The sequence below is a fragment of the Streptomyces sp. HB132 genome (assembly GCF_016909575.1).
Lineage (GTDB): Bacteria > Actinomycetota > Actinomycetes > Streptomycetales > Streptomycetaceae > Streptomyces.
The window spans coordinates 272,854-295,844 of sequence record NZ_JAFBGA010000004.1; the positions used below are offsets into that span (position 1 = coordinate 272,854).

General features: G+C 74.5%; 15 protein-coding genes. 6 read left to right on the forward strand and 9 right to left on the reverse strand.

Going from position 1 to position 22,991, the window contains the following annotated elements; translation table 11 throughout:
* Positions 1-3 precede the first annotated feature (3 nt).
* The 4 genes from JOC24_RS12165 to JOC24_RS12180 all read right to left on the reverse strand — a co-directional run bounded on the left by JOC24_RS12165 (position 4) and on the right by JOC24_RS12180 (position 5,325).
* Entirely contained in the window at positions 4-3,126 is a 3,123-nt protein-coding gene (locus JOC24_RS12165; RefSeq protein WP_205020235.1) for an adenylate/guanylate cyclase domain-containing protein, read from the reverse strand.
* Between the two features lie 140 nt (positions 3,127-3,266).
* Complete coding sequence (locus JOC24_RS12170) at positions 3,267-3,512, reverse strand: aroma-sacti cluster domain-containing protein (RefSeq protein WP_205020236.1); 246 nt, start codon at positions 3,510-3,512, stop codon at positions 3,267-3,269.
* Positions 3,509-4,243, reverse strand: a complete 735-nt coding sequence (locus tag JOC24_RS12175) for an iron-containing redox enzyme family protein (RefSeq protein ID WP_307792674.1) — start codon at positions 4,241-4,243, stop codon at positions 3,509-3,511. Before JOC24_RS12175 ends, JOC24_RS12170 begins: the two co-directional genes overlap by 4 nt.
* Entirely contained in the window at positions 4,240-5,325 is a 1,086-nt protein-coding gene (locus JOC24_RS12180) for a radical SAM protein (RefSeq protein ID WP_205020237.1), read from the reverse strand. Before JOC24_RS12180 ends, JOC24_RS12175 begins: the two co-directional genes overlap by 4 nt.
* Before the next feature lie 360 nt (positions 5,326-5,685).
* Here JOC24_RS12180 and JOC24_RS12185 point away from each other — a divergent pair, with 360 nt between their 5' ends.
* From JOC24_RS12185 to lanKC, 3 genes are all read left to right on the forward strand, one after another.
* Positions 5,686-5,841 carry a hypothetical protein gene (locus JOC24_RS12185; protein ID WP_205020238.1) on the forward strand — a complete coding sequence of 52 codons (156 nt, stop codon included), beginning with the start codon at positions 5,686-5,688 and terminating at the stop codon, positions 5,839-5,841.
* Between the two features lie 222 nt (positions 5,842-6,063).
* Positions 6,064-7,347 carry an MFS transporter gene (locus JOC24_RS12190; RefSeq protein WP_205020239.1) on the forward strand — a complete coding sequence of 428 codons (1,284 nt, stop codon included), beginning with the start codon at positions 6,064-6,066 and terminating at the stop codon, positions 7,345-7,347.
* Positions 7,348-7,422: 75 nt separating this feature from the next.
* Entirely contained in the window at positions 7,423-10,020 is a 2,598-nt protein-coding gene (lanKC, locus tag JOC24_RS12195) for a class III lanthionine synthetase LanKC (RefSeq protein WP_205020240.1), read from the forward strand.
* Here lanKC and JOC24_RS12200 read toward each other — a convergent pair.
* The 5 genes from JOC24_RS12200 to JOC24_RS12220 all read right to left on the reverse strand — a co-directional run bounded on the left by JOC24_RS12200 (position 10,007) and on the right by JOC24_RS12220 (position 19,666).
* Entirely contained in the window at positions 10,007-11,914 is a 1,908-nt protein-coding gene (locus tag JOC24_RS12200) for an AfsR/SARP family transcriptional regulator (protein WP_205020241.1), read from the reverse strand. The two genes, lanKC and JOC24_RS12200, sit on opposite strands and share 14 nt — an antisense overlap.
* Positions 11,915-12,192: 278 nt before the next feature.
* Positions 12,193-15,108, reverse strand: a complete 2,916-nt coding sequence (locus tag JOC24_RS12205) for a helix-turn-helix transcriptional regulator (protein WP_205020242.1) — start codon at positions 15,106-15,108, stop codon at positions 12,193-12,195.
* A gap of 79 nt (positions 15,109-15,187) precedes the next feature.
* Positions 15,188-15,382, reverse strand: a complete 195-nt coding sequence (locus tag JOC24_RS12210) for a hypothetical protein (RefSeq protein WP_205020243.1) — start codon at positions 15,380-15,382, stop codon at positions 15,188-15,190.
* 11 nt (positions 15,383-15,393) lie between these two features.
* On the reverse strand, positions 15,394-18,477 hold the full coding sequence (locus JOC24_RS12215) for a type 2 lanthipeptide synthetase LanM family protein (RefSeq protein ID WP_374104494.1): 3,084 nt from the start codon (positions 18,475-18,477) through the stop codon (positions 15,394-15,396).
* Between the two features lie 124 nt (positions 18,478-18,601).
* Positions 18,602-19,666, reverse strand: a complete 1,065-nt coding sequence (locus tag JOC24_RS12220) for a LacI family DNA-binding transcriptional regulator (RefSeq protein WP_205020244.1) — start codon at positions 19,664-19,666, stop codon at positions 18,602-18,604.
* Between the two features lie 110 nt (positions 19,667-19,776).
* On the opposite strand from JOC24_RS12220, the gene JOC24_RS12225 reads away from it, so the two are divergent.
* The 3 genes from JOC24_RS12225 to JOC24_RS12235 are packed head-to-tail and all read left to right on the forward strand — an operon-like array spanning position 19,777 to position 22,897.
* Positions 19,777-20,928, forward strand: a complete 1,152-nt coding sequence (locus JOC24_RS12225; protein ID WP_205020245.1) for a Gfo/Idh/MocA family protein — start codon at positions 19,777-19,779, stop codon at positions 20,926-20,928.
* Positions 20,925-22,067, forward strand: a complete 1,143-nt coding sequence (locus JOC24_RS12230; RefSeq protein WP_205020246.1) for a dihydrodipicolinate synthase family protein — start codon at positions 20,925-20,927, stop codon at positions 22,065-22,067. The genes JOC24_RS12225 and JOC24_RS12230 overlap by 4 nt, the downstream gene beginning before the upstream one ends.
* Entirely contained in the window at positions 22,064-22,897 is an 834-nt protein-coding gene (locus tag JOC24_RS12235; RefSeq protein ID WP_205020247.1) for a sugar phosphate isomerase/epimerase family protein, read from the forward strand. Before JOC24_RS12230 ends, JOC24_RS12235 begins: the two co-directional genes overlap by 4 nt.
* Positions 22,898-22,991 lie beyond the last annotated feature (94 nt).

The following is a 22,991-nucleotide window of genomic DNA, read 5'->3' on the forward strand; positions in this document are numbered from 1 at the left end:
CGGTCAGCTCCTCTCCGTCGTGGTGACCATGGCCTCGTCCGGCACGCAGCCCGCGGCCCGGCGGGCCCCCGGCAGATGCCCCTTGCTCACGAAGTGCTCCCGCGCCGCACGCGCCGACGCCAGCGCGGCAGTCCGCCGCCCCAGCGCGGACAGCGTGCGGGCCCGGTCCAGCTCGGCGGTCGCCCGGACCAGCGGGGAGTCCGTGAGCAGCGACGCCCGCACGGCCCGGTCCGCGTGGCCGGCCGCCGCCGCCGGGCGCCCGTCGGCGGCGGCCATCCGGCCCCGCAGCCCGTTCAGGTCGACGGCGTCCGCCGGGCTCAGCTCCGACGCCTCCCCGAGGCCCGCGATCCAGGACGCCGCCCGCCGGGTCCTGCCCTCGTCGAGTTCGATCCGGGCGGCGTCCAGCGCCACCGCCGTCCGCAGCCCGGCCGTGTCGGCGCGCCGGGCGGCCGCGTCGGCCCCGGCGAGCAGTTCCAGCGCGGCGCCGCCGTGTCCGAGCAGCGCCTCCACCGCGGCCCGGAACACGGGCAGGAACACCTCGGCCTCGGCGAACCGCAGCTTCCCGGCCAGCTCCTGGGCCTCGGCGAGGCAGGCGTACGCCTCGCGGGGCCGGTCCTGGAGCGCGTACAGCACCGCCAGGGGGCAGTTCAGGGTGAGCCGTACCGTCGGGCGGCCCTCCCCGTGCGCGGCCAGCAGGCCCCGGCAGCGGGCCACCGCCTCGGGGGCGGGCACCGGGCCGCGCCACAGGGAGATGCCGATCGCTCCCAGGGCGCCGGCCCGTTCCGGTTCGGCACCGGCCAGGACCGCCTGTTCCAGGGCGCGCGCCTGATCGCGTTCCGCCTCCTCGTGCCGGCCGGCCTGCTGGAGGTGCTGGGCGAGCCTCAGGTGGGACCTGGCCCGGCCGACCGCGTCGCCCGCCGCTTCGAAGACCGGCAGCACCGCCCGTGCCGTGGCCGGGAGCCCCGCGCCCGGACCCGCGGGGTCCAGTACGGCGAGCGCCAGTCCGGCGTGCGCGGACTCGACCGGCGCGGCGTCCATGTCGCGCACCCGGCGCAGCAGACCGGCCCCGCTCGCGGTCTGCCCGAGTGCCACCCGGACCTCACCGAGCCTGCGCACCGAACCGGCGTCATCCGGGTCGAGACCGACCGCCCGCTCCAGCAGGTCGTCGGCCCAGGCGAGGTCGGACCGGGACGCGGCCTGCGCCCCGGCGCGGCCCAGCGCGGCGGCGGCACGGCGGCGCAGCCGCACGGTCCGGTCGTCGAGCAGCCCGAGCTCGGTCCGGTAGCGGCAGGCGCGTTCGAGGTGGCCGCCGACGGCACCGTCCCCGGCCCGCAGCACCCCGGGCAGCTCGGCGGCCCAGGCGTGACGGTCCGCCTTGGCCCGCTTGGACAGCGACGCGTACGTCACCTCGTGCACCAGCCCGCTGCTGAACCGGTACGCCGCCGGCTCCCGGCCAGCCCCCGGCTCCACCAGCCGCCGCCCGGTCAGCGTCACGAGCACCTCCTCGATGCGTCCGAGACGGTGCGCCCGGTCGGCGGAGGAGACGTCCACCGCCGCGGGACCCCGCAGTTCCGCCAGCCGCGCGGAGGTCTCCAGCAGCAGGAGTTCGGCCGAGGTGAACTCCCGGCCTATCACGGCGGCAAGGCCCACCATGGTCCGCTCGGCCCGTGCCAGCGCCCCGATCCGGGCCCCGAGCAGGGCCTGCAGCGTGGGCGGCAGCCCGGATCCGGGGCCGTCCATGCGGCCGCCCACCAGAAGCTGTTCCAGATAGAGCGGATTGCCCTCGGCGCGGGACAGGAGGCGCTCGTCCACCGGCCCCGCGACGCCGTCGAGCCGGGTCAGCAGGGCCGCGAGCCGGACGCTCTCCTCGCGGGGCAGTCCCGTGAGCTGGAGGCAGTCCGCGGCGTCGGCCGTACCGTCCGGGCGGCCCGCGCAGACGATCAGCACTCCGGCCGGCCCCGAGCCGTCCGACAGCCGCTCCAGGGTGCGCGTCAGCAGGGGCGCCGCCTCATGGACGTCGTCGAGCACCAGCACGAAGGGCCGCTCCCGGGCCGCCCGGCCCAGCGCCGTCGCCAGTGCGGCGCACATGTCCTCGAACGGCGCGTTGGGCGTACCGTCGCGCAGCAGCCCCGCGGACAGCAGGGCCGTCGCGTCGTCGCCGGGGGCCAAAGACTCCTGGGGAACGGCGAGGGCAGGCAGGGCGCGCAGGGCGTCGGCGAGGGGCGTGAGCGTTCCCTGGGCGCCCTCTCCGCGGCACCGGCCGGCGCCGTAGGAGAGGGCTCCCGAGGCGGACCGCCGGGCCAGCCACTCCCGTATCAGCCGGGTCTTGCCGATGCCGGGCTCGCCGACGACACGCAGCAGTCCCGCCCGGCGCCCGCGCACGGTGTCCGACAGGGCCGCGTCCAGGGCGTCCTGCTCCGCACGGCGCCCGACGAAGGGCACGTCGAAGCGGCGCAGCAGCTCAGGGTCGTCCGCCCCCAGGGCCAGCAGCCGGTAGGCCTCCACGCTGTCCCGCTTGCCCTTCAGCCGGAGGGGGCCGGTCGGCTCGGCGGAGACCGTGGGTCCGGCGGCGAGCAGGGTGTCCGGCCCGAGGAGGATCTCGCCGGCGCCGGCGTGCTGTTCCAGGCGTGCGGCGATGTTCACGGTCTCTCCCGACACCAGCGCCTGACGGGCCGTAGCGTCATGGCCCGCCACCACCTGGCCGGTGTTGACCCCGACCCGGGTGGTGAGCGTGATGCCGAGCGTGGCGTGCAGTTCGTCGTTGAGCTCGGCCAGCGCCTCCCGCATACCGAGCGCCGCGGCCAGCGCCCGCCGGGCGTCGTCCTCCCGCACCACCGGCACACCGAACACCGCCATCACGGCGTCGCCGATGAACTTCTCCGGAGTGCCGCCCCGGGCCACGATCTGTGCACTCATCGCCTCGAAGTACCGCAGCGTCACCGTGCGCAGGGTCTCCGGGTCCAGTACGCCCGACAGGGCGGTGGAGCCGACGAGATCGCAGAACAGCACCGTCACCGGCTTGCGTTCGTCCTCCCCGGGAGCGACCGCTACGGCGCACGGCGTCCCGCAGGACGAGCAGAACCTGGCCTCCTCCGGCAGGTCCTGGCGGCACGTGGGGCAGTTCATGACGATCCCTCTCTCCTCGGGTGGGGCCGCGCCGCCGGGCGGGCGGGGCCGGTGCGTCGTCCCTGCCGGCCGCACCGGCCCGTACCGCCCGGCGGTGCTTCCGCGCGGAGCCCGTGGGCGGGCGGACGCGTGGAAGCGGCTCAGAACAGGGCGCCGCCGGCGATCTCGCCGTGTGCCTGGACCTCGGGTTCCACCGCGTCCAGCCGGCTCTTGATGTCGAGCAGCACGGTGAGCTCCTCCTGCGTGAGCTCGCTGAGCACGAGGCGCTGTTCGTCGGTGAGCATGTCCACCGGCAGTCCGGCCTCGTACAACGCGGCCGGCAGCTCCGGCTGTTCACCGCCTCCCGGTGCGCGGGGGGTGCCGTTGCCTTCGGATGGTCGGGTCATGGGGTGACTCCCGTCGGTGAGGAAGGTCCGGCTCCCCGCGGCAGCGGTGCCGCAGCGGGGCGCCCGAGCCGGACGAACAGCCTGGTGAGCGCGTCGAGGGAGTGCATGGCGCTGACCGTCACGTCGGACTGCCGGCCACGGGTCAGCGGCAGCCGGTCCAGCAGCGCGTACAGCTCGTCCAGGTGTCCCGTGTCCAGCGCCGCGTGCTCCCGCACCGTCCGCAGGGCGGCGTCCGGCAGACCCGTCGTGTCCGCGATGCGTGAGGTCAGGTCCGGGGCGGGCGCGTAACCCTCCAGCACCGCGATGTAGCCGAGCAGGGCCACCGGGTGGTGGTGCTCGATCCAGTAGTACTGGGAGCCGGCGAGGGCGGCGACGAGCGGCGAGGGCATCGGACCGAGCGCGTCACCGGGCGGCGAACCCGCCGCCCGGATGTCCTCCAGCAGCCAGGTGTCGTGGCCGCGCTCCTCCTGGATGTGCTCGCGCAGGTACGCCGCCAGCGGGCCGGCCAGCGGGTCGCCGCGGACGGCCAGCAGCGTGGCCCGTTCGACGGCGCGTTCCATCAGCGGGACGGAGGCCCGCACCACGGCGTGCATGGTGCACAGATAGCGCCGGTAGCGCGGCAGCAGTTCCTCGGCGCGCCACATGTACTCCATGGCGCCCAGCAGTTCCGCGTCCAGCAGCCGCAAGGTGACCCGCAGCCGTGCCGAGGGACTGGGCCCGGCGGCGCTCACCGGGAACCGCCCCCGGCGGGAGCGCGGGCCACGACGAGGGGCGCGTACGCGGCGCACCCGTGGTGCCGTACGACGCCCACCGGGCCCTCAGCAGCCCCGCGGTGCGCCGCGGTCAGGTCCAGCAGGGCCCCGACGGCCCCCGCCGCCACCGAACGGGCCTCGTCGGCGACGGCGCTCTCGGACCCCAGGGCCCGGCACCCGTCGCAGTAGGAGGCGCCGCGCGATGGGACGCCGGAGCGCGCGGCCAGGTGCGCGGGTCCGACCGTGCGGACCATGCGCAGCACCGGCGACTCCAGGGCACGTCGGCGCACGGCCGCCCAGTCGTCGGTGGCGATGTGCCCGAGGTACAGGTGGGAGGGGGCCGGCCGCAGGTCCACGGTGTCCTGGTTGCAGCAGGCGAGCACCGCCCCGTCGAAGGCGACCACGGGCCAGGCGGCCATGGCGCACGGGGACACCTCGCCCGCCCCGGGGCCGGTCCGGGCCGGCGCGGCCCAGGAGGCCGCCCGGCCGAACGGGCGGACCTCGTTGACGAGCGAGGGCACCTGACCGCCGAACTCCTCGTCGACGGCCCGGGTGATGTCCGCGAGATAGGGGTCGTCCGCTCCCGTGCCGGTGAGATGGAAACTCACCGCGACGCCCGCCTCCCGGACCCGGTGCACCGCACGGAACACGTCGGCCCGGGGGATCTCCCGTTCGTGCGGGGCGTCGAGACTGGCGGAGAAGTGGTCCACGCCCTCGATCGCCCGCATGACGGACGGCGGAACGCGCCCGGAACGGGCGAAGAACATGCCGCTGAGCAGCGCCGTACGCGACCCGGCGGCGCGGGCGCGGGCGCTCAGCTCCCCGACGAGCCCGGGCAGCAGCAGCGGTTCGCCGCCGGTCAGCATCACCACGTCGGGGCGGTTCTCCTCGGTGAACGACCCGACGAAGCGGACGAGATGGTTCGCGTCCGGCTCCTCCCGCGTCGTCGCGGAGGAGCCGGTCGAGCAGTGGGAACAGCTCAGGGGGCAGCGCCGGGTGAGGCCGAGCAGCAGGCCGGCGGCGGGGAACGGCCGCCGTCCGACGAGTTCGCCGAGTTCCATGCGGGGCCGCCTCCTTCTGGGGGCCGGGAGCGCGCCTGCCGAAGGGCTGTTTCCTGTGGACCCACCGGCGTGCGCGGAAGACCCCCAGGTTGTGACGTGGCGGTTCGGCGACGGTCCACGGATGCTTCGGAAGCGGTATGTGCCCAGCCCAGAGGGGTTCCCGTCTCGTCACGGAACCTGTGCCGCGGCGGGTGGAGCCGCGGTGAACTGGCCCGATACCGGAGCCATACCGCCGCCGAAGCGATCGCCAGGCGGCGCCTCCTAACTTTCTCGGCAACGGCAGGCAACAGCCGGCCCCACCGGAGACCCGGCACCTCAGGGTTCCGGAACCAGTGCAGTCACGAGTGGACGGAGACCACCATGTCCGAGAACACCAAGCCCGCCGCCGACGACACCAACGAGACCCCCGAGGTCGAGGCGCACTCCGTGCTGGACCTCCAGGAGACGGCCATCGACAAGGTCGTGGCGCCGGGCAACTGCGTCAGCCTGGTCAGCGTGGTCGAGAACGCCAACTGACCGGATGAACCAGGCCGGCGCCACGGAGGACCGAGGCTGACACCTCCCTGCGTGGCGCCCGGCCGGCCGGAGGAACCGGGGCGGCTCCGTTGCGACGGAGACCGCCCCTCGGCCGTGTGCGGCCCGTCCCACGCGACGGGCTCCGGCCCTCGCGGCGCAGGACATGTCCGGCCCCGGTCCGCGCGCCTTCCGTTACGACCCGACGACCAACGGGAGCTATCGATGACCACACCGCTGCGCGGGAACCGGGATTTCCGGCTGCTCTGGATGAGCGGTCTCTTCGCCGTTCTGGGCGGGCAGATGAGCGCACTCGCCCTCCCCCTGCTGGTGCTCAAGGAGACCGGCTCGGCGGTGCAGGCAGGAGCGGTCGGGACGGTGTCCGTGGGAGCCGTGCTGATCACGATGCTGCCCGGCGGTGTCGTGGCGGACCGCGTCGAACGCCGCCGGCTGATGAGGCTCTGCGACGTGGGCAGTCTGATCGTCGTCACCTCCCTCACCGTGGCCGTCTGGTTCGGGCACGCCCCGATGCCACTCGTCCTGCTGGTCGCCGCCGCGGGCGCCGTGCTCAGCAGCGTCTACGGGCCGGCCGTCTTCGGCCTGATGCGTGCCGTCGTCCCGCCCGGCCAGATGGGCACCGCCACCGCACGGCTCCAGGCACGCACCCAGACGGCCCGCCTGGTCGGACCGCTCGTCGGGGGCGCGCTGTTCGGCATCCACCCGGCCCTCCCCTTCGCCGCCGAGGCCCTGGGCCTGCTCCTGTCGACCCTCTGCGTGGCCCTCGTGCGCACCCGCTCCCGGGCCAAGGCCACCGCGGGCCCGGTGCTCAGCAGAAGCGAACTCACCGCGGGGCTGACGTTCCTGTGGCGGATCCCCTATCTGCGTACGGTCCTTCTCGTCTTCGGCCTGGGCATGAACTTCGCATTCGGGGCGATGACCTTCACCGCCCTCTCGGTGTTCTCCGAGGGGGGCCGGTCCGGCATCGGCGGCGGATTCGTCATCACCTGCGTCTCCGCGGGAGCGCTGGCCGGAGCACTGATCGCACCCCGGATCAGCCCCGACCGGTACGCCCGGTCGCTGATCCTCGCCACCTGCTGGAGCTGCGTGGCGGCGGCCGCGACGATGGCCTGGCTCACCGACCCGCTGGTGGCCGGAGCCATGTGCGCGCTCTGCATGTGCCTGTCGACGATCGCCAGCATCGGGTTCCTCTCGACGCTCCTCATCGTCACCCCCGAGGACCGCGTGGGCCGGGTGCAGAGCGGAGCGAGCTTCCTCTCCTCCATCGTCCAGCCGTTCGGACCGCTGGCCGGTGGCGCGCTGCTGACCGCCTTCGGCGCCCGCTGGGCCTTCTCCCTGACCGGCTGTGTGCTCGCCGTGTCCGCCCTCGTCGTCACCCTCGCGCCCTCGGCACGGAAGGTGGCGGCCCCGCAGCCGGCTGAGGAACCCGTGACACCACCAGCACCCGGCCCCACACCGGCCAAGGCGCAGCACGCCGCCCCGGGGGACTGATCCGCGGACCGGACACCGCGCAACACACCGCCACCGCCCGCACTCCCGGCGGGCCGCCACAGGAGAGGGCCGAGCGTGCCAGCCATCCAGGAAACCCAGCTCTACTGCCTCGCCGACCGTACGTACTTCGACGTCCCGGACCGGCTGCCGGACCAGGAGACCCGGTACCCGCTCGACAGCGCCCCGCCTCCCGCCGGCTGGCGGCGGGAGGCCGTGGGGCTGTGGACCTCGCTGGTACCCGAGAACCGCGAACCGGCCGAGCAGGGCTGGAAGATCCACGTGTCCACGGTCCCCGACGAGGCCGAGGCCACCCTGCGGGACACCGCCCGCATCTGCCTCCGCCACGGTGTGCCGTTCAAGTTCCTGCGCAGCGAGAAGGCGCTGCTGCTGATGGCGGACAAGCACATGAACCGCAGCGGCGCGGGCAAGTTCATCGCGGTCTACCCGCCCGACGAGGCGGTGTTCCTGACGCTGGCCGACGAACTGTCCCGCGCACTGGCGGGGCGCAGCGGCCCCTACGTACTCAGCGACCTGCGGATCGGCGACGGCCCCGTCCACACCCGCTACGGCGCCTACGTGCCCCGATGGTGCCAGGACGCCGAGGGCCGACGGGTGCTCGCCCTGCGTGACCCGTCAGGGACGCTGGTGCCGGACGAGCGTGGTGTGGTCTTCCGGCTGCCCGAGTGGGTCGAGGTCCCCGCAGCCCTGCGGCCCCACCTCGCGGCGCGTGCCGCAGCCCGTGACGACGGCTTCCCCTACGCCGTGACCGAGGCCCTCCAGTTCTCGAACGCCGGCGGGATCTACCTGGCCAGGCACCGGGACACGGGTCGGCGGGTGGTGCTGCGCGAGGCGCGTCCGCACTGCGGGCTCGACGGCGCGGGCGATGACGCCGTCACCCGTCTGCACCGCGAACACCGGGCGCTGACCGCGCTGGCAGGTCTGGACTGCGTGCCGGAGGTGTACGGGGTACGAACCGTCTGGGAGCACCACTTCCTGATCGAGGAGCACATCGAGGGCTCCACGCTGCTGGAGGAGATCGTCGCCCGCTTCGCGCTCGTCCGGGGGACGGGCTCGGCATCCGAACTCGCCGCCTACACCGAGTGGACCGACCTGGTGGTGGCGGGACTCTCCCGCGCACTGGAGGCCATCCACGGGCGCGGTCTGCGCTTCGGTGACCTGCACCCCTCCAACGTCATCGTCCGTCCCGACGGGCGGGTCGCCCTCGTCGACTTCGAGTACGCCACCGCGCTGGACGACGAGGACGTCCCCCTGGCCGGAGCACCGGGTCTCCAGGCGCCCCCCGGCACCCGCGGCGAGGAGGCCGACGCCTACGCGCTCTGGGCGACCTGGCTCAACATGCTGATGCCGCTCATGGAGATGGCCGGGCACGAGCGGGCGAAGGCCCTCACCCTGGAAGGCTGGGCCCGCCGGCGGTACGGCCTCGCCGCCGACGCGGGGCCGCGACGGCCCGCGCTCCTCCGGGACACGGACGCCTCCCAGCGCCGCGAGGCGGAGGTCGCCGCACTGTTCGAGGGAGCCGCACCCGACTGGGCGGAGCTCCGTGCCCGGCTGCTGGCCGGCATCCACGCCGGGGCCACCCCCGGGCGGACCGACCGGCTCTTCCCGGGTGACCCCCAGCTCTTCGCCACCGGCGGGACCGGCCTCGCGCACGGCGCCGCCGGCGTCCTGTACGCCCTGCACCGGGTGGGCGCCCCCGTCCCGGAGGAGTGGACCGACTGGCTCGCCGAGGCCGCGCTCCGCGGTGACCCCGCCCGGGCGGGCGGCCTCTTCGACGGACTTCCGGGCACGGCTCTGGTCCTCTCGCTCCTCGGCCGCACCGGCCAGGGCCGGGAGCTGTGGGAGCGGGCAGAGTCCCAGGCACCACCGGCCCGTTCGGCGGACCTGCTCACCGGCCTCGCCGGAACCGGACTGGCGGCCCTGCGCATGGCACGTACGAGCGGCCCGACGCCGGACGACCGGCTCGTCGGCACCGCCGTCGGCGCGGCACGCGACCTGGACCGTCTGGTGCGGGGCGAACCGGTGGACGGTGTGCGCCTCCCGGAATCGGCGGGGCTGCTGTGCGGACTCAGCGGTGCCGCCCTCCTGCACATGGAACTGCACGCGCTGACCGGCGAGGCGTGGCTGCGCGAGGCCGCCCGCACCGCCCTGGCCCGCGACGCCGCCCACCTCGTCACCCTGCCCGGAGGCACGGTCCAGGTGAAGGACGGCCGGCGCCATCTGCTCTACCTGGACCAGGGCAGCTCGGGCGTCGCGCTGGCGTACCAGGCCTACACGGCCCGGTACGGGGAGGACTCGCCCGACGGCCTGATCCCCGGCGTACGCAGGGGCTGTGTCACCGAGTTCGTCCGTGAACCGGGGCTGTTCACCGGACGCGCGGGCCTGGCCGCGGCCGCCGCGCAGCTCACCCCCGGCATCCGGACGGCACCCGACGTCCTGGCCTCCGTACGCAACCTCACCTGGCACCTCGTCGCCGACGAGGACCGGCTGCTCGTCCCGGGCGCGACCCTGCGGCGCTTCTCCGCCGACCTCGCCACCGGGGCGGCGGGGCTGCTGCTCGCCCTGCACTTCCTGTCGGAGGGCCGGGACACGACGGGCGGCGACGCGGCCGGGGGAGCACCCCCCGGCCTGCTGGACCTGCTCACTCCCGGCTGAGGAGCCGCGGCGCGCCGCCCCCGAGAGGACGCACCGGCTCCCGTGGCTCCCGGATCCCCCCGGGAGCGCCGGGGTCCTCGACGGGGCGCAGGCTCTCGCGGGCGTACAGACAGAGCAGCCGCGGCACCTCGTACAGCGCCGCGTGCGCGGTGACCTCACCGGTGGGGGAGGTCACCGCACCGCTGTCGATGAGCGCCTCCACCGCGCGGATCGTTCCCCGCTCGTCGCGCTCCAGGACCGCCATCGCCCGGTCCAGCGTGAATCCGCCGTCCCGTCCGAGCCCCGCGAGCCGTGCGAGGACCCCCCGGTCGCGGGTGTTCAGGTCCCGCCAGCCCGCGGCGAGACGGGAGCGTACGGACACGTCTCCGGCGACCAGCTCGTCCAGGGCGGCGGCCGGGTCGTCGAGCCGGTCCGCGTACTCCGCCAGCGGAAGGTGCCGCAGCACCGCCAGCCGCATCCCGCTCACCGCCACCGCCAACGGCAGGGCCCCGCAGGCCCGCACGATGCGCAGCGCCGCCGGCGGGTCCGTCCGCAGCCGCGCCTCGCCGATCAGCGTCGCCAGCAGCTCCAGCGCCTCGTCGTCCTCCGGCGCGGCCAGCGCCTCCCGGTGTGCGGCCTCCAGCCCGGCCAGCTGACCGCGGGCGGTGAGAACGACCGAACACCGTCCGGACCGGGGCAGCAGCCCGCGCACCGACGCCTCGTCCGCCACGTCGTCCAGCACGATCAGCGCCCGGTGCCGCGACAGCCAGTCCTGCCAGACGTTCTCGGCCTGTGCCGGATCCGGCCGGCCCGGCCCGACCACGTCGCACAGCCGTCCCAGCTCGTCCAGCATGTCGTTGCGGCTGCGGGCCGTCCCGTCCTCCCGCCGTGCCCGGACGTGAACCCGCCCGTCGGGGAACCGGTCGGCGAGCAGATGGGCCGCGCGGACGGCCAGCGCCGACTTCCCCACCCCGGCGGGACCGGAGACGATCAGCACGGCTCCGTCCGGGGCGCCCGACACGTCGAGCAGCCGCCCCAGTTCGCCGTCCCGGCCGGTGAAGTGCCGGCTGTCAGCGGGGAGCGACACACCGCACGCGGCGTTGCGGGGAGCTAGCGGCCGGGAGGCCCGGCCCTCGCCGAGCATCGCCCGGTAGAGAGCCGCCATCGCCGGGCTGGGCTCCAGACCGAGCTCCCTGGCCAGCAGCTGCCGGTAGTCGTCGTACACCGCGAGTGCCTCCGCCTGCCGCCCCGTCTGGTGCAGGGAGTTCATCCACGCGGCCCGGAGCCGCTCCCGGAACGGGTGCCGCTCCACCAGGTCCGGCAGGCCGTCCAGGGCCACGCCCGCCCGGCCCGTCTCGATCTCGGCCTCGGCCCAGTCCTCGTAGACCGCGAGGCAGCGGGCCTCCAGGCGTTCGGCCTCCTCGGCCACCCCCGCCGAGTCCCGCAGGTCGTGCAGGGGCGGGCGCTCTCCCCACAGGTCCAGTGCCTCCCGCAGCAGCCGGGCGGCGGTACGCAGGTCCCCGCGCTCCCCGGCCGTCCGGCCCGCACGGGCCAGTGTCCGGAAGCGCAGGGTGTCGAGCTCGCCCTCCTCCACCCGCAGCCGGTAGCCGCCGCAGTCGTGCACCACCCGGCCCCGGCCGTCGCCGTCCACGGACCCGAACAGCGCACGGGCGGCGCTGACATAGACCTGCAGGTTCTTGCGCGCGGTCCGAGGCGGCCCCTCCGGCCACACCACGTCGGTCAGCACATCGACCGGCACGGGAGTGTTGGGCCGGGACAGCAGAGTGGCCAGCACCAGCCGCTGCTTGCGCGGTCCGAGCGGCAGCGGCCTGCCGTCGATCACCGCCGAGAGCGGCCCGAGCAGTGAGAAGTACACCGTGGCCGGGGTGCCGGGTCCGGTGGCGGTTCGGGTCATCAGCGGGCCTCCTGGTCGGGGGAGGGGTGACAAGCTGCCGTGCTCCGGCCGATCCTGCCGCGACGCCCGAGGGGGCACATCGGTACGCGACCCGCATCTTCCGCGGCCCGTGCCCGACCTCCGCCGCCGAAGTCCCCCATGCCGGGGCCACGTTCCCCCACCCGCAGGGCCGGCACCCCGTATCCGGGCGGCCGGCCACCCGTACCGGGGCGCCCTGCGCCCGCGCCCCGTGGGGAGGCCCCGCCCCGTCGTACCTCCGTGAGGGGCGGCCCACGTGCTCAGGGCTGGTCGACGACGCACTCCGCGGCGAACTCGCACAGGGCCGTGCGGTTCGCCCGGCCCGTCTTGCTGAGCAGACTGGCCAGGTGCTTCTCCACCGTGCGGGGCGAGATGGACAGCCGCTGGGCTATCTGCTGGTTTCCCGGCCGTTCCGCCAGCAGCACGAACACCTCGTACTCGCGCGGGGTCACCCCGTTCGTCCGCAGGGGCGAGGGAATCCGGTCCCGTCCGCCGCGGTGCTGCGTGACGCTCACCCCGGCCTGTCGCAGAGCGGCCCGGCACGCCGCAGCCGCGGGCTGCACCCCGGCGCCGTGGAAGAACTCCTCCGCGGTGCGCAGCCACACGACCGGCTCGCCCCAGCGGTCGGCGAACGCCGCGTCGGCGACCAGCCGCAGACCCAGATGCCGGGCCACCGGAAAGGCCGAGGACCGGGCCTGGAAGGCGGTCATCCGCCGGGCGGCCCCCGCGGAGTCCCCCTCCCGGCCGAGCAGCACCGCCTCAGCCAACGCCAGGAACTGCCCGTTCCAGGCCAGGGCGGCCCCGGGCGTACCCGCCGCCACCTCGTACTCGCCGCGCGTCGCCTCACCCTCCAGCACCCGCAGCAGCGGGCGCAGTCCGTAGCGGCCGCTCAGGTAGTAGTAGCTCGGGTGGTCGCGTTCCCAGACCAGCGCGGCGTCCAGGTCGGCCAGGGCCCGTACACGGTCCTCCTCCAGGAGCGCGCCGATGGCACCGCAGAATCCCAGCCGCAGGGGCACCAGCGCGGACTCGTCGCCCCCGGCCCTGCGGAACGCCGCGAGGGACCGTTCCGTCTCCCGGCGACGGCCGCGGTGCGCCGCCGTCGCGGCCCTGGCCAGCAGGAGGTACCGGTGGGCACCGTGATTGCCGGTCCTGGCACTGGCCTCCACCGACCGTCCGGTGATCTCCTCCGCCTCGTCCCACCGGGCGCACATCACCGCGTTCATCGCGAGGAGCCCGTCGACCGTCTGGGCCAGCAGAAGTGAACCGAGCGCCGCGGCCGCCCCCCGCGCGGAGTGCAGACGGGCCGCGTCACCGGTCCGCATGAAGCCGTTCACCCCCAGGCGCACCAGCGCCTCGACCCGCCACAGCGGCAGGGAGTGCTCGGTCGACAGCGCGAGCATCCGCTCCAGACACGCGTCGGCGGCGTCGAAACCCCGCTCCCGCGACAGCAGCGCCAGTAACTGCCAGGCCTGGCAGGCCACGACCGGGAGTCCCTGCGCCTCGGCTGTCTCCGCGGCCGAGCGGGCGGCCCGCTCGGCCGTCGCCGTCTCCCGCCGCTCCCCACCGGGAAGCAGCGAGAGGTGGCCCTCGACGACCCCGAGCGACGCGCGTCGCGCCGGGGACGGTGACGGGCCGAACAGCTTCTTCGCCAGGTCGATCTGACGTGCCGTGTCGGCGGCCCGCTCCGCCATGACCGCCACCCAGGCGATCTTGATGTGGGTGTCCCCGCGCCGCTCGGCCGCCTCGGAGAGGGCGGGCACGGGGGGCAGGGAGTCGGCGAGCACGAGGGCGCCGTCCAGGTCGCCGCCTTCGGCCCGTGCCACCGCCAGGGACTCGGTGACGGCGGCCAGGTCGCTCTCGTCGGCAAGGGAGCGGGAGCGTTCCAGCAGCACCACGGCCGAACCGTGCGAGCCCGAGGCGAGCATCCGCCGCCCCGCTTCCGCGAACTGGAGGGCCGCGCCCGCGCGATTGCCCGCCGCGAGCTCCAGAGAGGCCACCAGTTGGCGCCGGTCCTCGTCGAGCGGCTCCCCGGAGCGTTCGACGGCCGCGGCGGCACGCCGGGCGAGTGCCGCCCGCTCCGCCGGCGCGAGGGAGGAGACGAGCGCCTCCGCGGTGAGTGTGTGCCGGAAGGCGTAGCGGTCGGGCGCCGCCCCGTGGGGGGCGATCACCCCGGTCTCGACCGCGGATCTCAGATGGGTGAACAGGGCCCGGTCCTCCAGGCCCGTGACGGTCTGCAGCACCGCCACGGAGAACTGGCTGCCCAGGGTGGCCGCCGTCAGCAGAAGGTCCCGCACCGGCTCGTCCATCCGGTCGAGCCGGAGGGACCAGCTCCGGAGGATGCGCGAAGGCAGGGCCCGGTCCGGCTGCTCCGCGGCCTCCCAGCCGTCCTCGGTACGCCGCAGCCTGCCCGTCTCCAGCAGATCGTCCAGGAGCACCTCGACCAGGTACGGGTTGCCCGCGGCGCGTTCGACCAGCCGCTGCTGGACAGCCGTGGGTATCCGCTCGGGCGGGGTCTCCAGGCAGGCACCGGTCAGGGCCCGCACCTGGGCGTCGTCGAGTCCCCGCAGCTCCACCACGGTCGCCGTGTGACGCTGCTCGGCGGAGCGCACGAGGTCCAGTGCCGTGCCCGGCTCGGGGCGCAGGGTGCCCAGCAGCAGGACCGGGAGGTCCGCCAGGTTGTCGATGACGTACTCGACGACCGCGACGGTCTCCGTGTCGCAGTCGTGCAGGTCCTCGAGCAGCATCACGCAGCCGGTGTCCCGGCCCAGGACCGACAGCAGGCGCAGCAGGGCCTCGGCCAGTTCGACCACGGTCTCCGTGTACCCGGAGGACGCCGCGCTCCGCCACTCCGGCACCAGCCTGGCCAACGCCGGGTGGTACGGCACCAGTTCCGGGTCGGTCGGGGTGCCGGCCGCCCGGAAGTGGGACGAGAGCGCCTCCATCAGGGGGCGGAACGGAACGACCAGCCCGGTGGAGCCCGCCCGCCCGCGCAGCACCGGCATGCCGAGCCCGTAGGCCCGTACGGCGCATTCGCCGACCAGCCTGGACTTGCCGATCCCCGCCTCGCCGGCCAGGAACACGGCGCGCCCCGAACGCCGCCGTGCGGCGTCCAGGGCGCTGCTCAGCAGGCCGATCTCCTCGTCACGTCCGACGGTGACCGGCGAATTCGCACGCATGGCCGCAGGCTACTGGAGCCGTACGGAGTGCGGCAGTAGGCAACATTCCTCGACGGCGGCGCGCCGAGGCGGGAAAGGGTTACAGCGGGACCGTGAAGGTGGTGTACGGCAGGTCGGGGCCGCCCGGGTCCCCGTCCGACGCGCTGAGAAGCCTGCTGCGCAGTCCCAGCCCGCCGCTGTTGCCGAGAGCTATCCGGCCGGCGGGGTGCTCGAAGGCCGCTTCGTGCGCCGTGGCGACGTCCGCGTATCCGGCCGATTCTCTGATCTGCGTCATCTCTGCCTCATCTACTGGTCGTTGGTCGACAACATCATGGGCGCGGGGGACCGGTCGCCCCCCACGGAACGGCGCATGAGCAGTGCCGAGCCGATCCGGTCGGGGAACCCCGCCCGCAGCAGCCCGTGTCCGATGCCCGACAGGCCGGTGAGCAGCCCGGGGTGAGGTACGTGTGCGGGCGTTCCGCAATGCGGTTGCGCCCGGTCGGCGGCGGCCAGCAGGGTGCCGGTCCGGCGCAGCCAGTGGGGGCGGAGGCGGGGCAGGGCTCCGTGTCCGAGCAGTTCCAGCACGCCCAGCTCGCCGTGGCAGAGACTGTCGTCGCCCGGGGGCGTCGCCCGCGCCAGGTCGCCCGCCCGCGCCGTCAGCCAGTCGCGGAGCTCCGGATCGGCCAAGGCCCCGGGACTGTCGGCGACCGCGAGCGCGACCCCCGCGGTGCCCTCGCACCAGGCCGGCCCGCCGTGCTCGCCGAGCACGGCACGACGCAGGGCCTCCAGCCCGGCGTCCCGGTAACGCGGGCCGCCGCCCGCGGCGGCGAACCGCAGCAGGGCCCAGCCGACGCCCGCGGCCCCGTCCGCGAAGCCCGGCGACGCGGGGAGCGCCGCCGTCACGATCCGTTCGGCGCAGCGCTCGGCGCCACGCCATGCCTCCGCCCGGCCCGTGGTCCGGTGCACGGCCAGGAGCGACACCAGGCCGCCCGCCGCCCCGCCGCGCACCCCCAGCCCCGTTTCGGCCGAACCCGCCGCGCAGCTCAGCCGGGTGGCGGGGCCCGCCCAGTCCGACACCCGGCGGTCGTCGAGAAGACTCCCGACCTCGGCCAGGGCGTAGGCGATGCCGCCGAGGCCCGAGAAGGCGCCGGAGCCGAGCAGCCCGAGGTCGTCACCGCGCTGGTGCAGGGTGTCCAGGAGGCCGGGTACGGGCGCCAGCGCCGCACGCGCCGCGTCGGCGTACCTGGCCGCACCGGTCAGTGAGGCCAACTGCGCGAGGAACAGGGCGGGTCCGGTGTAGCCGCCCGCGAGATCCGCCGCCAGCGGTGTGAGACGCCAGTAGCGTTCACCGAGCAGCTCCAGGCCGATCCAGTTGGTCCGGCCCCCTCCGTGGTAGGCGAGCGAGACGAGCTGGTCACCCACCGAGCGCGCGGCGGAGAGCAGGTGCTCCGGTTCCGGTGCCGTCGCCTCGGCTTGGGGCCTGCCGCCACCGGCCGCGCGGTGCGGTGGCTCGGTGGAGGTGCTCACCATGGCGGTACGGATGATCCGCTCCTGGTCCTGGCGGTCCACCGTGTCCAGGGCGCGGATCTTCGACTCCACCCTCGCCAGCCCGGTCGCCCCGGCGGGACCCGGCAGCCTGTGTCCGCCACCGCTCCACACGTACGCGGAGTCCGGGCGTGTGGTGAACACCGGGACGTCGCCCTGCCACAGCTCCTCGATCTCCTCGTCCTCCAGGCCGGGCAGAGCGGGCGTGCCCAGGGCTCCGGTGCGCAGCAGCCCGAACACCTGCTGCCGTTCGGTGGCGTCCCGCATCAGGTCGGGATGGGTCGACTCGTGCAGCAGCGTGGCGTACGTCCAGGTCGGCCGCGGTACGAAGCGGATCTCGTCCCGCGCGAAGACGCGCAGGAGGCCCTTCTCGCCCAGCAGTTCGTCACGCGAGTCGCTGACAGCCGTGTACGCGGCGCGGAAGCCGTCGCACAGCACGTCGGTGAACCGGAACGGATCGGCCCGCACACCGTCGAGCGTCGGGCGGTTGGCCGATTCGGTGAACCGGCCGGCGCTACGCGTCAGATGCATGGTGTCGGTGCCCGCCCCCGCCCAGGCCGCCGTCTCCAGCGGAGACCGGTCCGCCCCGCCGCCGCCGACGGCGGACATGTCGAGCGCGGTCGTGTCCCCCACGAGCAACTGCGGGAGCAGCCCGACGCGGTGGACCGACGCGTGCAGGGCACGGGCGGCCGGATCGGAGGGCGGCGCCTGTGTCAGGGGCGGATGGAAGAGTGTCTCCACGTCGACCAGGACGGGATGCGGGCCGCAGGCGATGAGGTTCTCGTGGTGCAGGTCCGTGCCGTCCAGGACGTGCAGCAGGGCCAGCAGCGCGCCCAGACGCCGGTAGAAGAGCGTGGTCTCGGCCGCCGAGCGGCAGGGAGCCTCCTCGACGAACTCCGCCCAGCCGTACGCGCCCCGGTCCAGGACCCGGGGGGCACGCAGATCGGGCGTCCTGGCATGGGAGTTGAACCACTCGACCAGTGTGCCGAAGTGCCGGTGAGCGGCGAGCGGACGCGGCTTGTAGACCAGCCGGGCGCCGTCGGCGAACCGCAGCAGCATCACCGACCGGCCCCCGCGATGGCTGTCGCCCGTGCCGGAGGTGACCCCGGTCAGGGCATGAGGCCCGTGCCCGGCGGAACCGCCCGCGCCCGTGCCGCGCAGTACGGCGGACGACTCCAGGAGGTCCCGGTCCGCCGCGAGTCTGCGGAGCATCTCGGCGAAGGCGTCGGCCGCGTTCATCGCCGCCTGGGCGAGGATTCTGGCGAGGACGGGATAACCGGTGACCAGGGAGGTGAGGCCGGCCCGGCCGGCGGTCAGCCGCAGGAAGTCCCGGAAGCGCTCCTGAGGCGTGTCCCCGCTCAGCCCGCCGCCGAGCCGTACCCCGTGCAGCTCGGAGACGAGGGTCCGGGCGGCAAGCAGGGCCAGGCGGCGCGCTACGTCCTGCCGGAAGCCCTCCAGCACGGCCGCGGGGCAGGTGGCCGTCCCCGGCCGTGTGCCGTCCCCGGCCGCCGCGTCCGCCAGCCGGTCGGCGGCGCGGACCGCGAACGGCGCGACGACCACCTCGAAGCCGGTCAGATCCGGATAGGCGCGGTCCGCGACCCATGCCTCGCGCGGTGCGCCCGCCAAGGCCTCCCGGACGAACCTCACCCAGGCGGGCTCCGTACCGGGGTGCGGTCCCACGACGCCCGCGACCCACCACGGGTCGCCGGGCGTCCGCGTGCCGAGGAGGGGGGCCTCGTCCGGCACCGGTGTGCGCTCGGGGCGGTCGGGGGCCGCAGTCAGGACCCCCGGCCGGGCCGTCCCGCCCGCACCGACACCCGCAATCCGTTCCACCACCGCGTTCACCTCCCCGGCCGCGGGAGCCCCGGTTGTTCTCCCGCACCCATCCTGGAGGGCGGCCTGGCCGGGCACATGGGGGAGCGGCCCCCATCTTTGTGCCCCCGGCGCCGAAGCGGTGGGGGGAGCCACTTCAGCGCGTGGGCGCCGCCGTGGAGCCACGCACCATCAGTTCGGCCTCGATCGTCGAGACGCCCCCCGGCGGTGGTGTCTCCTTGCCCATCGCCAGCCGGCCGGCCCTGGCCCCCGCCTCGAAGAGCGGCAGCCGAACGGTCGTCAGGGCGGGTACGGCGTCCACCGAGAACGGCAGGTCGTCGAAGCCGGCCACCGACACGTCCTCGGGGATGCGGAGCCCGCGGTCCCGGACCGCGGCGCAGGCACCCAGTGCCACGGTGTCGTTGGCTGCGACGACGGCCGTCACCTCGGGCTCGCGGCGCAGGAGTTCGAGCGTGGCGTCGTAACCGGAGCTCCGGTCGTACGGGCCGTGCACGGTGACGCTCTCCTCGTCGCCGTACAGCCCCGCCGCCTTCATCGCCTCGCGGTGGCCCTCCAGCCGGTGCCGGGTCGTGGTGCGTTCCAGGGGCCCGGCGACGTAACCGATCCGGCGGTGCCCCAGGGCGATCAGGTGCTCGGTGAGCCGCCGGGCGCCGCCCCGGTTGTCGAAGGCCAGCGCGGCGGTGACCGCGTCGGTGTCCGGCAGCGGGGGGCGTCCGCAGAGGACGATGCGGGTACCGGCGTCCGCGAGCTTGGCCAGCTTCGCGGCCATCGCGGCCTGGTGGGCCGGGTCCTCCAGTGCGCCGCCGGTCAGCACGACCGCCGCGGCACGCTGGCGCTGGAGCAGGGTGAGATAGGTGAGCTCCCGCTCGGGGGAGCCGCCGGTGTTGCAGACGACGGCGAGCTTCTCGCCGCCCGCGCGGCCGGAGCCGTCGCCCGGGCCGCCGATCTCGCTCTGCGCGGCGCCGGCCATGATCCCGAAGAACGGGTCGGCGATGTCGTTGACCAGGATCCCCACCAGGTCGGACGTGGCGGCGGCGAGCGAGCTGGCCGGGCCGTTCAGCACATAGTCCAGTTCGTCCACCGCGCGCAGGACCCGCTCCCGGGTGGAGGAGGCCACCGGGTAGTTGCCGTTCAGGACACGGGACACGGTGGCCGGGGACACCCGGGCGCGGGCCGCGACGTCCGCCAGGGTGACTGTCATCGCTCTCCTCCGAGGAGTTGTGGAGCGCCCCCCTTGTCCGGGCCGCTGTCGGCAGGCTAGCGTCATACTGCATAGAAAGCGCTTGCTACGGCTGTATGGAGGGAACTTTCGTGACACGCAGGACAGTGCGCATCGCCATGAACGGCGTCACGGGACGCATGGGATACCGGCAGCACCTGGTGCGCTCGATCCTCGCGATCCGCGAGCAGGGCGGTCTCGACCTCGGTGACGGCGACATGCTGTGGCCGGAACCCGTCCTCGTCGGCCGCCGCGCCCACGCGCTGGAGGCACTCGCCGAACGGCACGGCCTGACCGAGTGGTCGACCGACCTGGACGCGGTGCTCGCCGACGAGTCGATCGACATCTACTTCGACGCACAGGTCACCTCCGCCCGCGTCGACGCGATCAAGAAGGCGATCGCCGCGGGCAAGCACGTCTACACCGAGAAGCCCACCGCCACCGACGTCGAGGGCGCGCTCGAACTCGCCCGCCTCGCCCGGGACGCCGGCATCAAGCACGGCGTGGTCCAGGACAAGATCTTCCTCCCGGGCCTGCTGAAGCTGAAGCGCCTCATCGACGGCGGCTTCTTCGGCGAGATCCTCTCCGTACGCGGCGAGTTCGGCTACTGGGTCTTCGAGGGCGACTGGCAGGACGCCCAGCGCCCCTCCTGGAACTACCGTGCGGAGGACGGCGGCGGCATCGTCGTCGACATGTTCCCGCACTGGGAGTACGTCCTGCACGAGCTCTTCGGTCAGGTCACCAGCGTCTCCGCGCACGTCCAGACGCACATCCCGCAGCGCTGGGACGAGCACGGCAAGCCCTACGCCGCCACCGCCGACGACGCCGCGTACGGCATCTTCCAGCTGGCGGGCGGCGCCGTCGCCCAGATCAACTCCTCCTGGGCCGTCCGCGTCAACCGCGACGAGCTCGTCGAGTTCCAGGTCGACGGAACCCACGGATCCGCCGTCGCCGGCCTGCGCAACTGCCGTGTGCAGCACCGTTCGGCCACCCCCAAGCCGGTCTGGAACCCCGACCTCCCGGTCACCGAGCCGTTCCGCGACCAGTGGCAGGAAGTCCCCGACAACGCCGAGTTCGACAACGGCTTCAAGGCCCAGTGGGAGCTCTTCCTGCGCCACATCGTCCTCGACGAGCCCTACACCTGGGACCTGATGGCCGGCGCCCGCGGCGTCCAGCTCGCCGAGCTCGGCCTCAAGTCCTCGGCCGAGGGCCGCCGCTTCGACGTCCCGGAGCTGAGCCTGTGACCATCCAGCTCCCGCAGGGCCCGTACGAACCCCGCGCCACCCCGCTCGACCTGGCACCGTCCGGGGCGCCTCTCGCCTCCCGTACGGTCTTCTCCGCCGCCCACGTCGTCGCCGATCCGTACGCCGACGTCAGCCCCGACGACCCCGCCGCCGTCGACTGGGACGCCACCCTCGCCTTCCGCCGCCACCTCTGGTCGCACGGCCTGGGCGTCGCCGAGGCCATGGACACCGCGCAGCGCGGCATGGGCCTGGACTGGGCCGGCGCGGCGGAGCTGATCCGCCGCTCCGCCGCCGAGGCGAAGTCCGTGGGCGGCGCGATCGCCTGCGGCGTCGGCACCGACCAGCTCACCGGCCCCGCCACCCTGTCCGAGGTGCGTGCCGCGTACGAGGAGCAGCTCGCGCTGGTCGAGGGGAGCGGCGCCCAGGCCATCCTCATGGCCTCCCGCGCCCTGGCAGCCGCGGCGAACGGTCCCGAGGACTACCTGGAGCTGTACGCCCACCTCCTGCGCCAGGCCACCGAGCCGGTCGTCCTGCACTGGCTCGGCCCGATGTTCGACCCGGCGCTGGAGGGCTACTGGGGCAGCGCGGACCTCGACGCCGCCACGGACACCTTCCTGAAGGTCATCGCCGAACACCCGGACAAGGTCGACGGCATCAAGATCTCGCTCCTGGACGCCGCTCGCGAGATCGACGTACGGCGCCGTCTCCCGAGCGGGGTGCGCTGCTACACCGGCGACGACTTCAACTACCCCGAGCTGATCGCCGGCGACGACCGGGGCTTCAGCCACGCCCTGCTCGGCATCTTCGACCCGCTCGGCCCGCTGGCCGCGCACGCGGTCAGGGTCCTGGACACCGGCGATGTCGCGGGGTTCCGCGCACTCCTGGACCCCACCGTCGAGCTGTCCCGCCATCTGTTCAAGGCCCCGACCCGCTTCTACAAGACGGGCGTGGTGTTCCTCGCCTGGCTGGCGGGCCACCAGGACCACTTCACGATGGTCGGCGGCCTGCAGTCCGCCCGGTCGCTGCCGCATCTGGCGAAGGCGTACGAACTGGCCGACCGGCTGGGCCTGTTCCCGGACCCCGAGCTGGCCGAGGCGCGCATGCGGGCGCTGCTGACCGTCCACGGAGGAAGCCGATGAGCACCGAACTGTCCCGTCTGTCCATCAACCAGGAGACGGTCCGGCAGCTCTCCCTGCCGGAACTCGTCGAGGGCTGCGCCAAGGCGGGCATCGGCCGGGTCGGCCTGTGGCGCGCCCCGGTGCAGGAGTACGGCGTCGAGCGCGCCGGGCAGCTGATGAAGGACGCGGGCCTGACCGTCACCAGCCTCTGCCGCGGTGGCTTCCTCACCGCGGCCGACGCCGCCGGGCGCGCCCGCGCCCTGGACGACAACCGTGCGGCGGTCGACGAGGCCGCGGGCGTGAACACCGACACCCTGGTCCTGGTCTCCGGCGGTCTGCCCGCGGGGGAGAAGGACCTGCACGCGGCACGTGAGCGGATCGCCGACGCGCTGGCCGAGCTCGCCCCGTACGCACAGGAACGGGGCGTCCGGCTCGCGATCGAGCCGCTGCACCCGATGTTCGCCTCGGACCGCTGCGTCGTCTCCACCCTCTCCCAGGCCCTGGACCTCGCGGAGCGCTTCCCTGCCGAGCAGGTCGGGGTGGTCGTCGACGCGTACCACCTCTGGTGGGACGACCAGGTGCCCGCGCAGATCGCCCGGGCGGGCGCGGGCGGGCGGATCCACTCCTTCCAGCTGGCCGACTGGATCACCCCGCTCCCGGCGGGCGTTCTGGTGGGGCGGGGCCAACTCGGTGACGGCTGCGTGGACTTCCGTGCGATGCGCCGTCAGGTCGAGGCGACCGGCTTCGACGGACCGATCGAGGTCGAGATCTTCAACGAGGAGCTCTGGGCGCGTGACGGCGCCGAAGTGATCGGTGAAGTGGCTGCCCGGTACCTGGAACATGCCTGCTGAGAGCCGGTCGACGGCACAAAGGTAAAGAGATCGTCAAGGCGTGCAACCTTTGTGCGCCTTGCCCGGTCGTACTTTGCGTCGGGACTTCCGGGGA

Coding starts and splice junctions, on each gene's coding strand:
- JOC24_RS12190 (WP_205020239.1), top strand. CDS start 6,064: ATGACCACACCGCTGCGCGGGAACCGGGATTTCCGGCTGCTCTGGATG.
- JOC24_RS12235 (WP_205020247.1), top strand. CDS start 22,064: ATGAGCACCGAACTGTCCCGTCTGTCCATCAACCAGGAGACGGTCCGG.
- JOC24_RS12185 (WP_205020238.1), top strand. CDS start 5,686: ATGTCCGAGAACACCAAGCCCGCCGCCGACGACACCAACGAGACCCCC.
- JOC24_RS12210 (WP_205020243.1), bottom strand. CDS start 15,382: ATGACGCAGATCAGAGAATCGGCCGGATACGCGGACGTCGCCACGGCG.
- JOC24_RS12170 (WP_205020236.1), bottom strand. CDS start 3,512: ATGACCCGACCATCCGAAGGCAACGGCACCCCCCGCGCACCGGGAGGC.
- JOC24_RS12205 (WP_205020242.1), bottom strand. CDS start 15,108: ATGCGTGCGAATTCGCCGGTCACCGTCGGACGTGACGAGGAGATCGGC.
- JOC24_RS12220 (WP_205020244.1), bottom strand. CDS start 19,666: ATGACAGTCACCCTGGCGGACGTCGCGGCCCGCGCCCGGGTGTCCCCG.
- JOC24_RS12200 (WP_205020241.1), bottom strand. CDS start 11,914: ATGACCCGAACCGCCACCGGACCCGGCACCCCGGCCACGGTGTACTTC.
- JOC24_RS12180 (WP_205020237.1), bottom strand. CDS start 5,325: ATGGAACTCGGCGAACTCGTCGGACGGCGGCCGTTCCCCGCCGCCGGC.
- JOC24_RS12165 (WP_205020235.1), bottom strand. CDS start 3,126: ATGAACTGCCCCACGTGCCGCCAGGACCTGCCGGAGGAGGCCAGGTTC.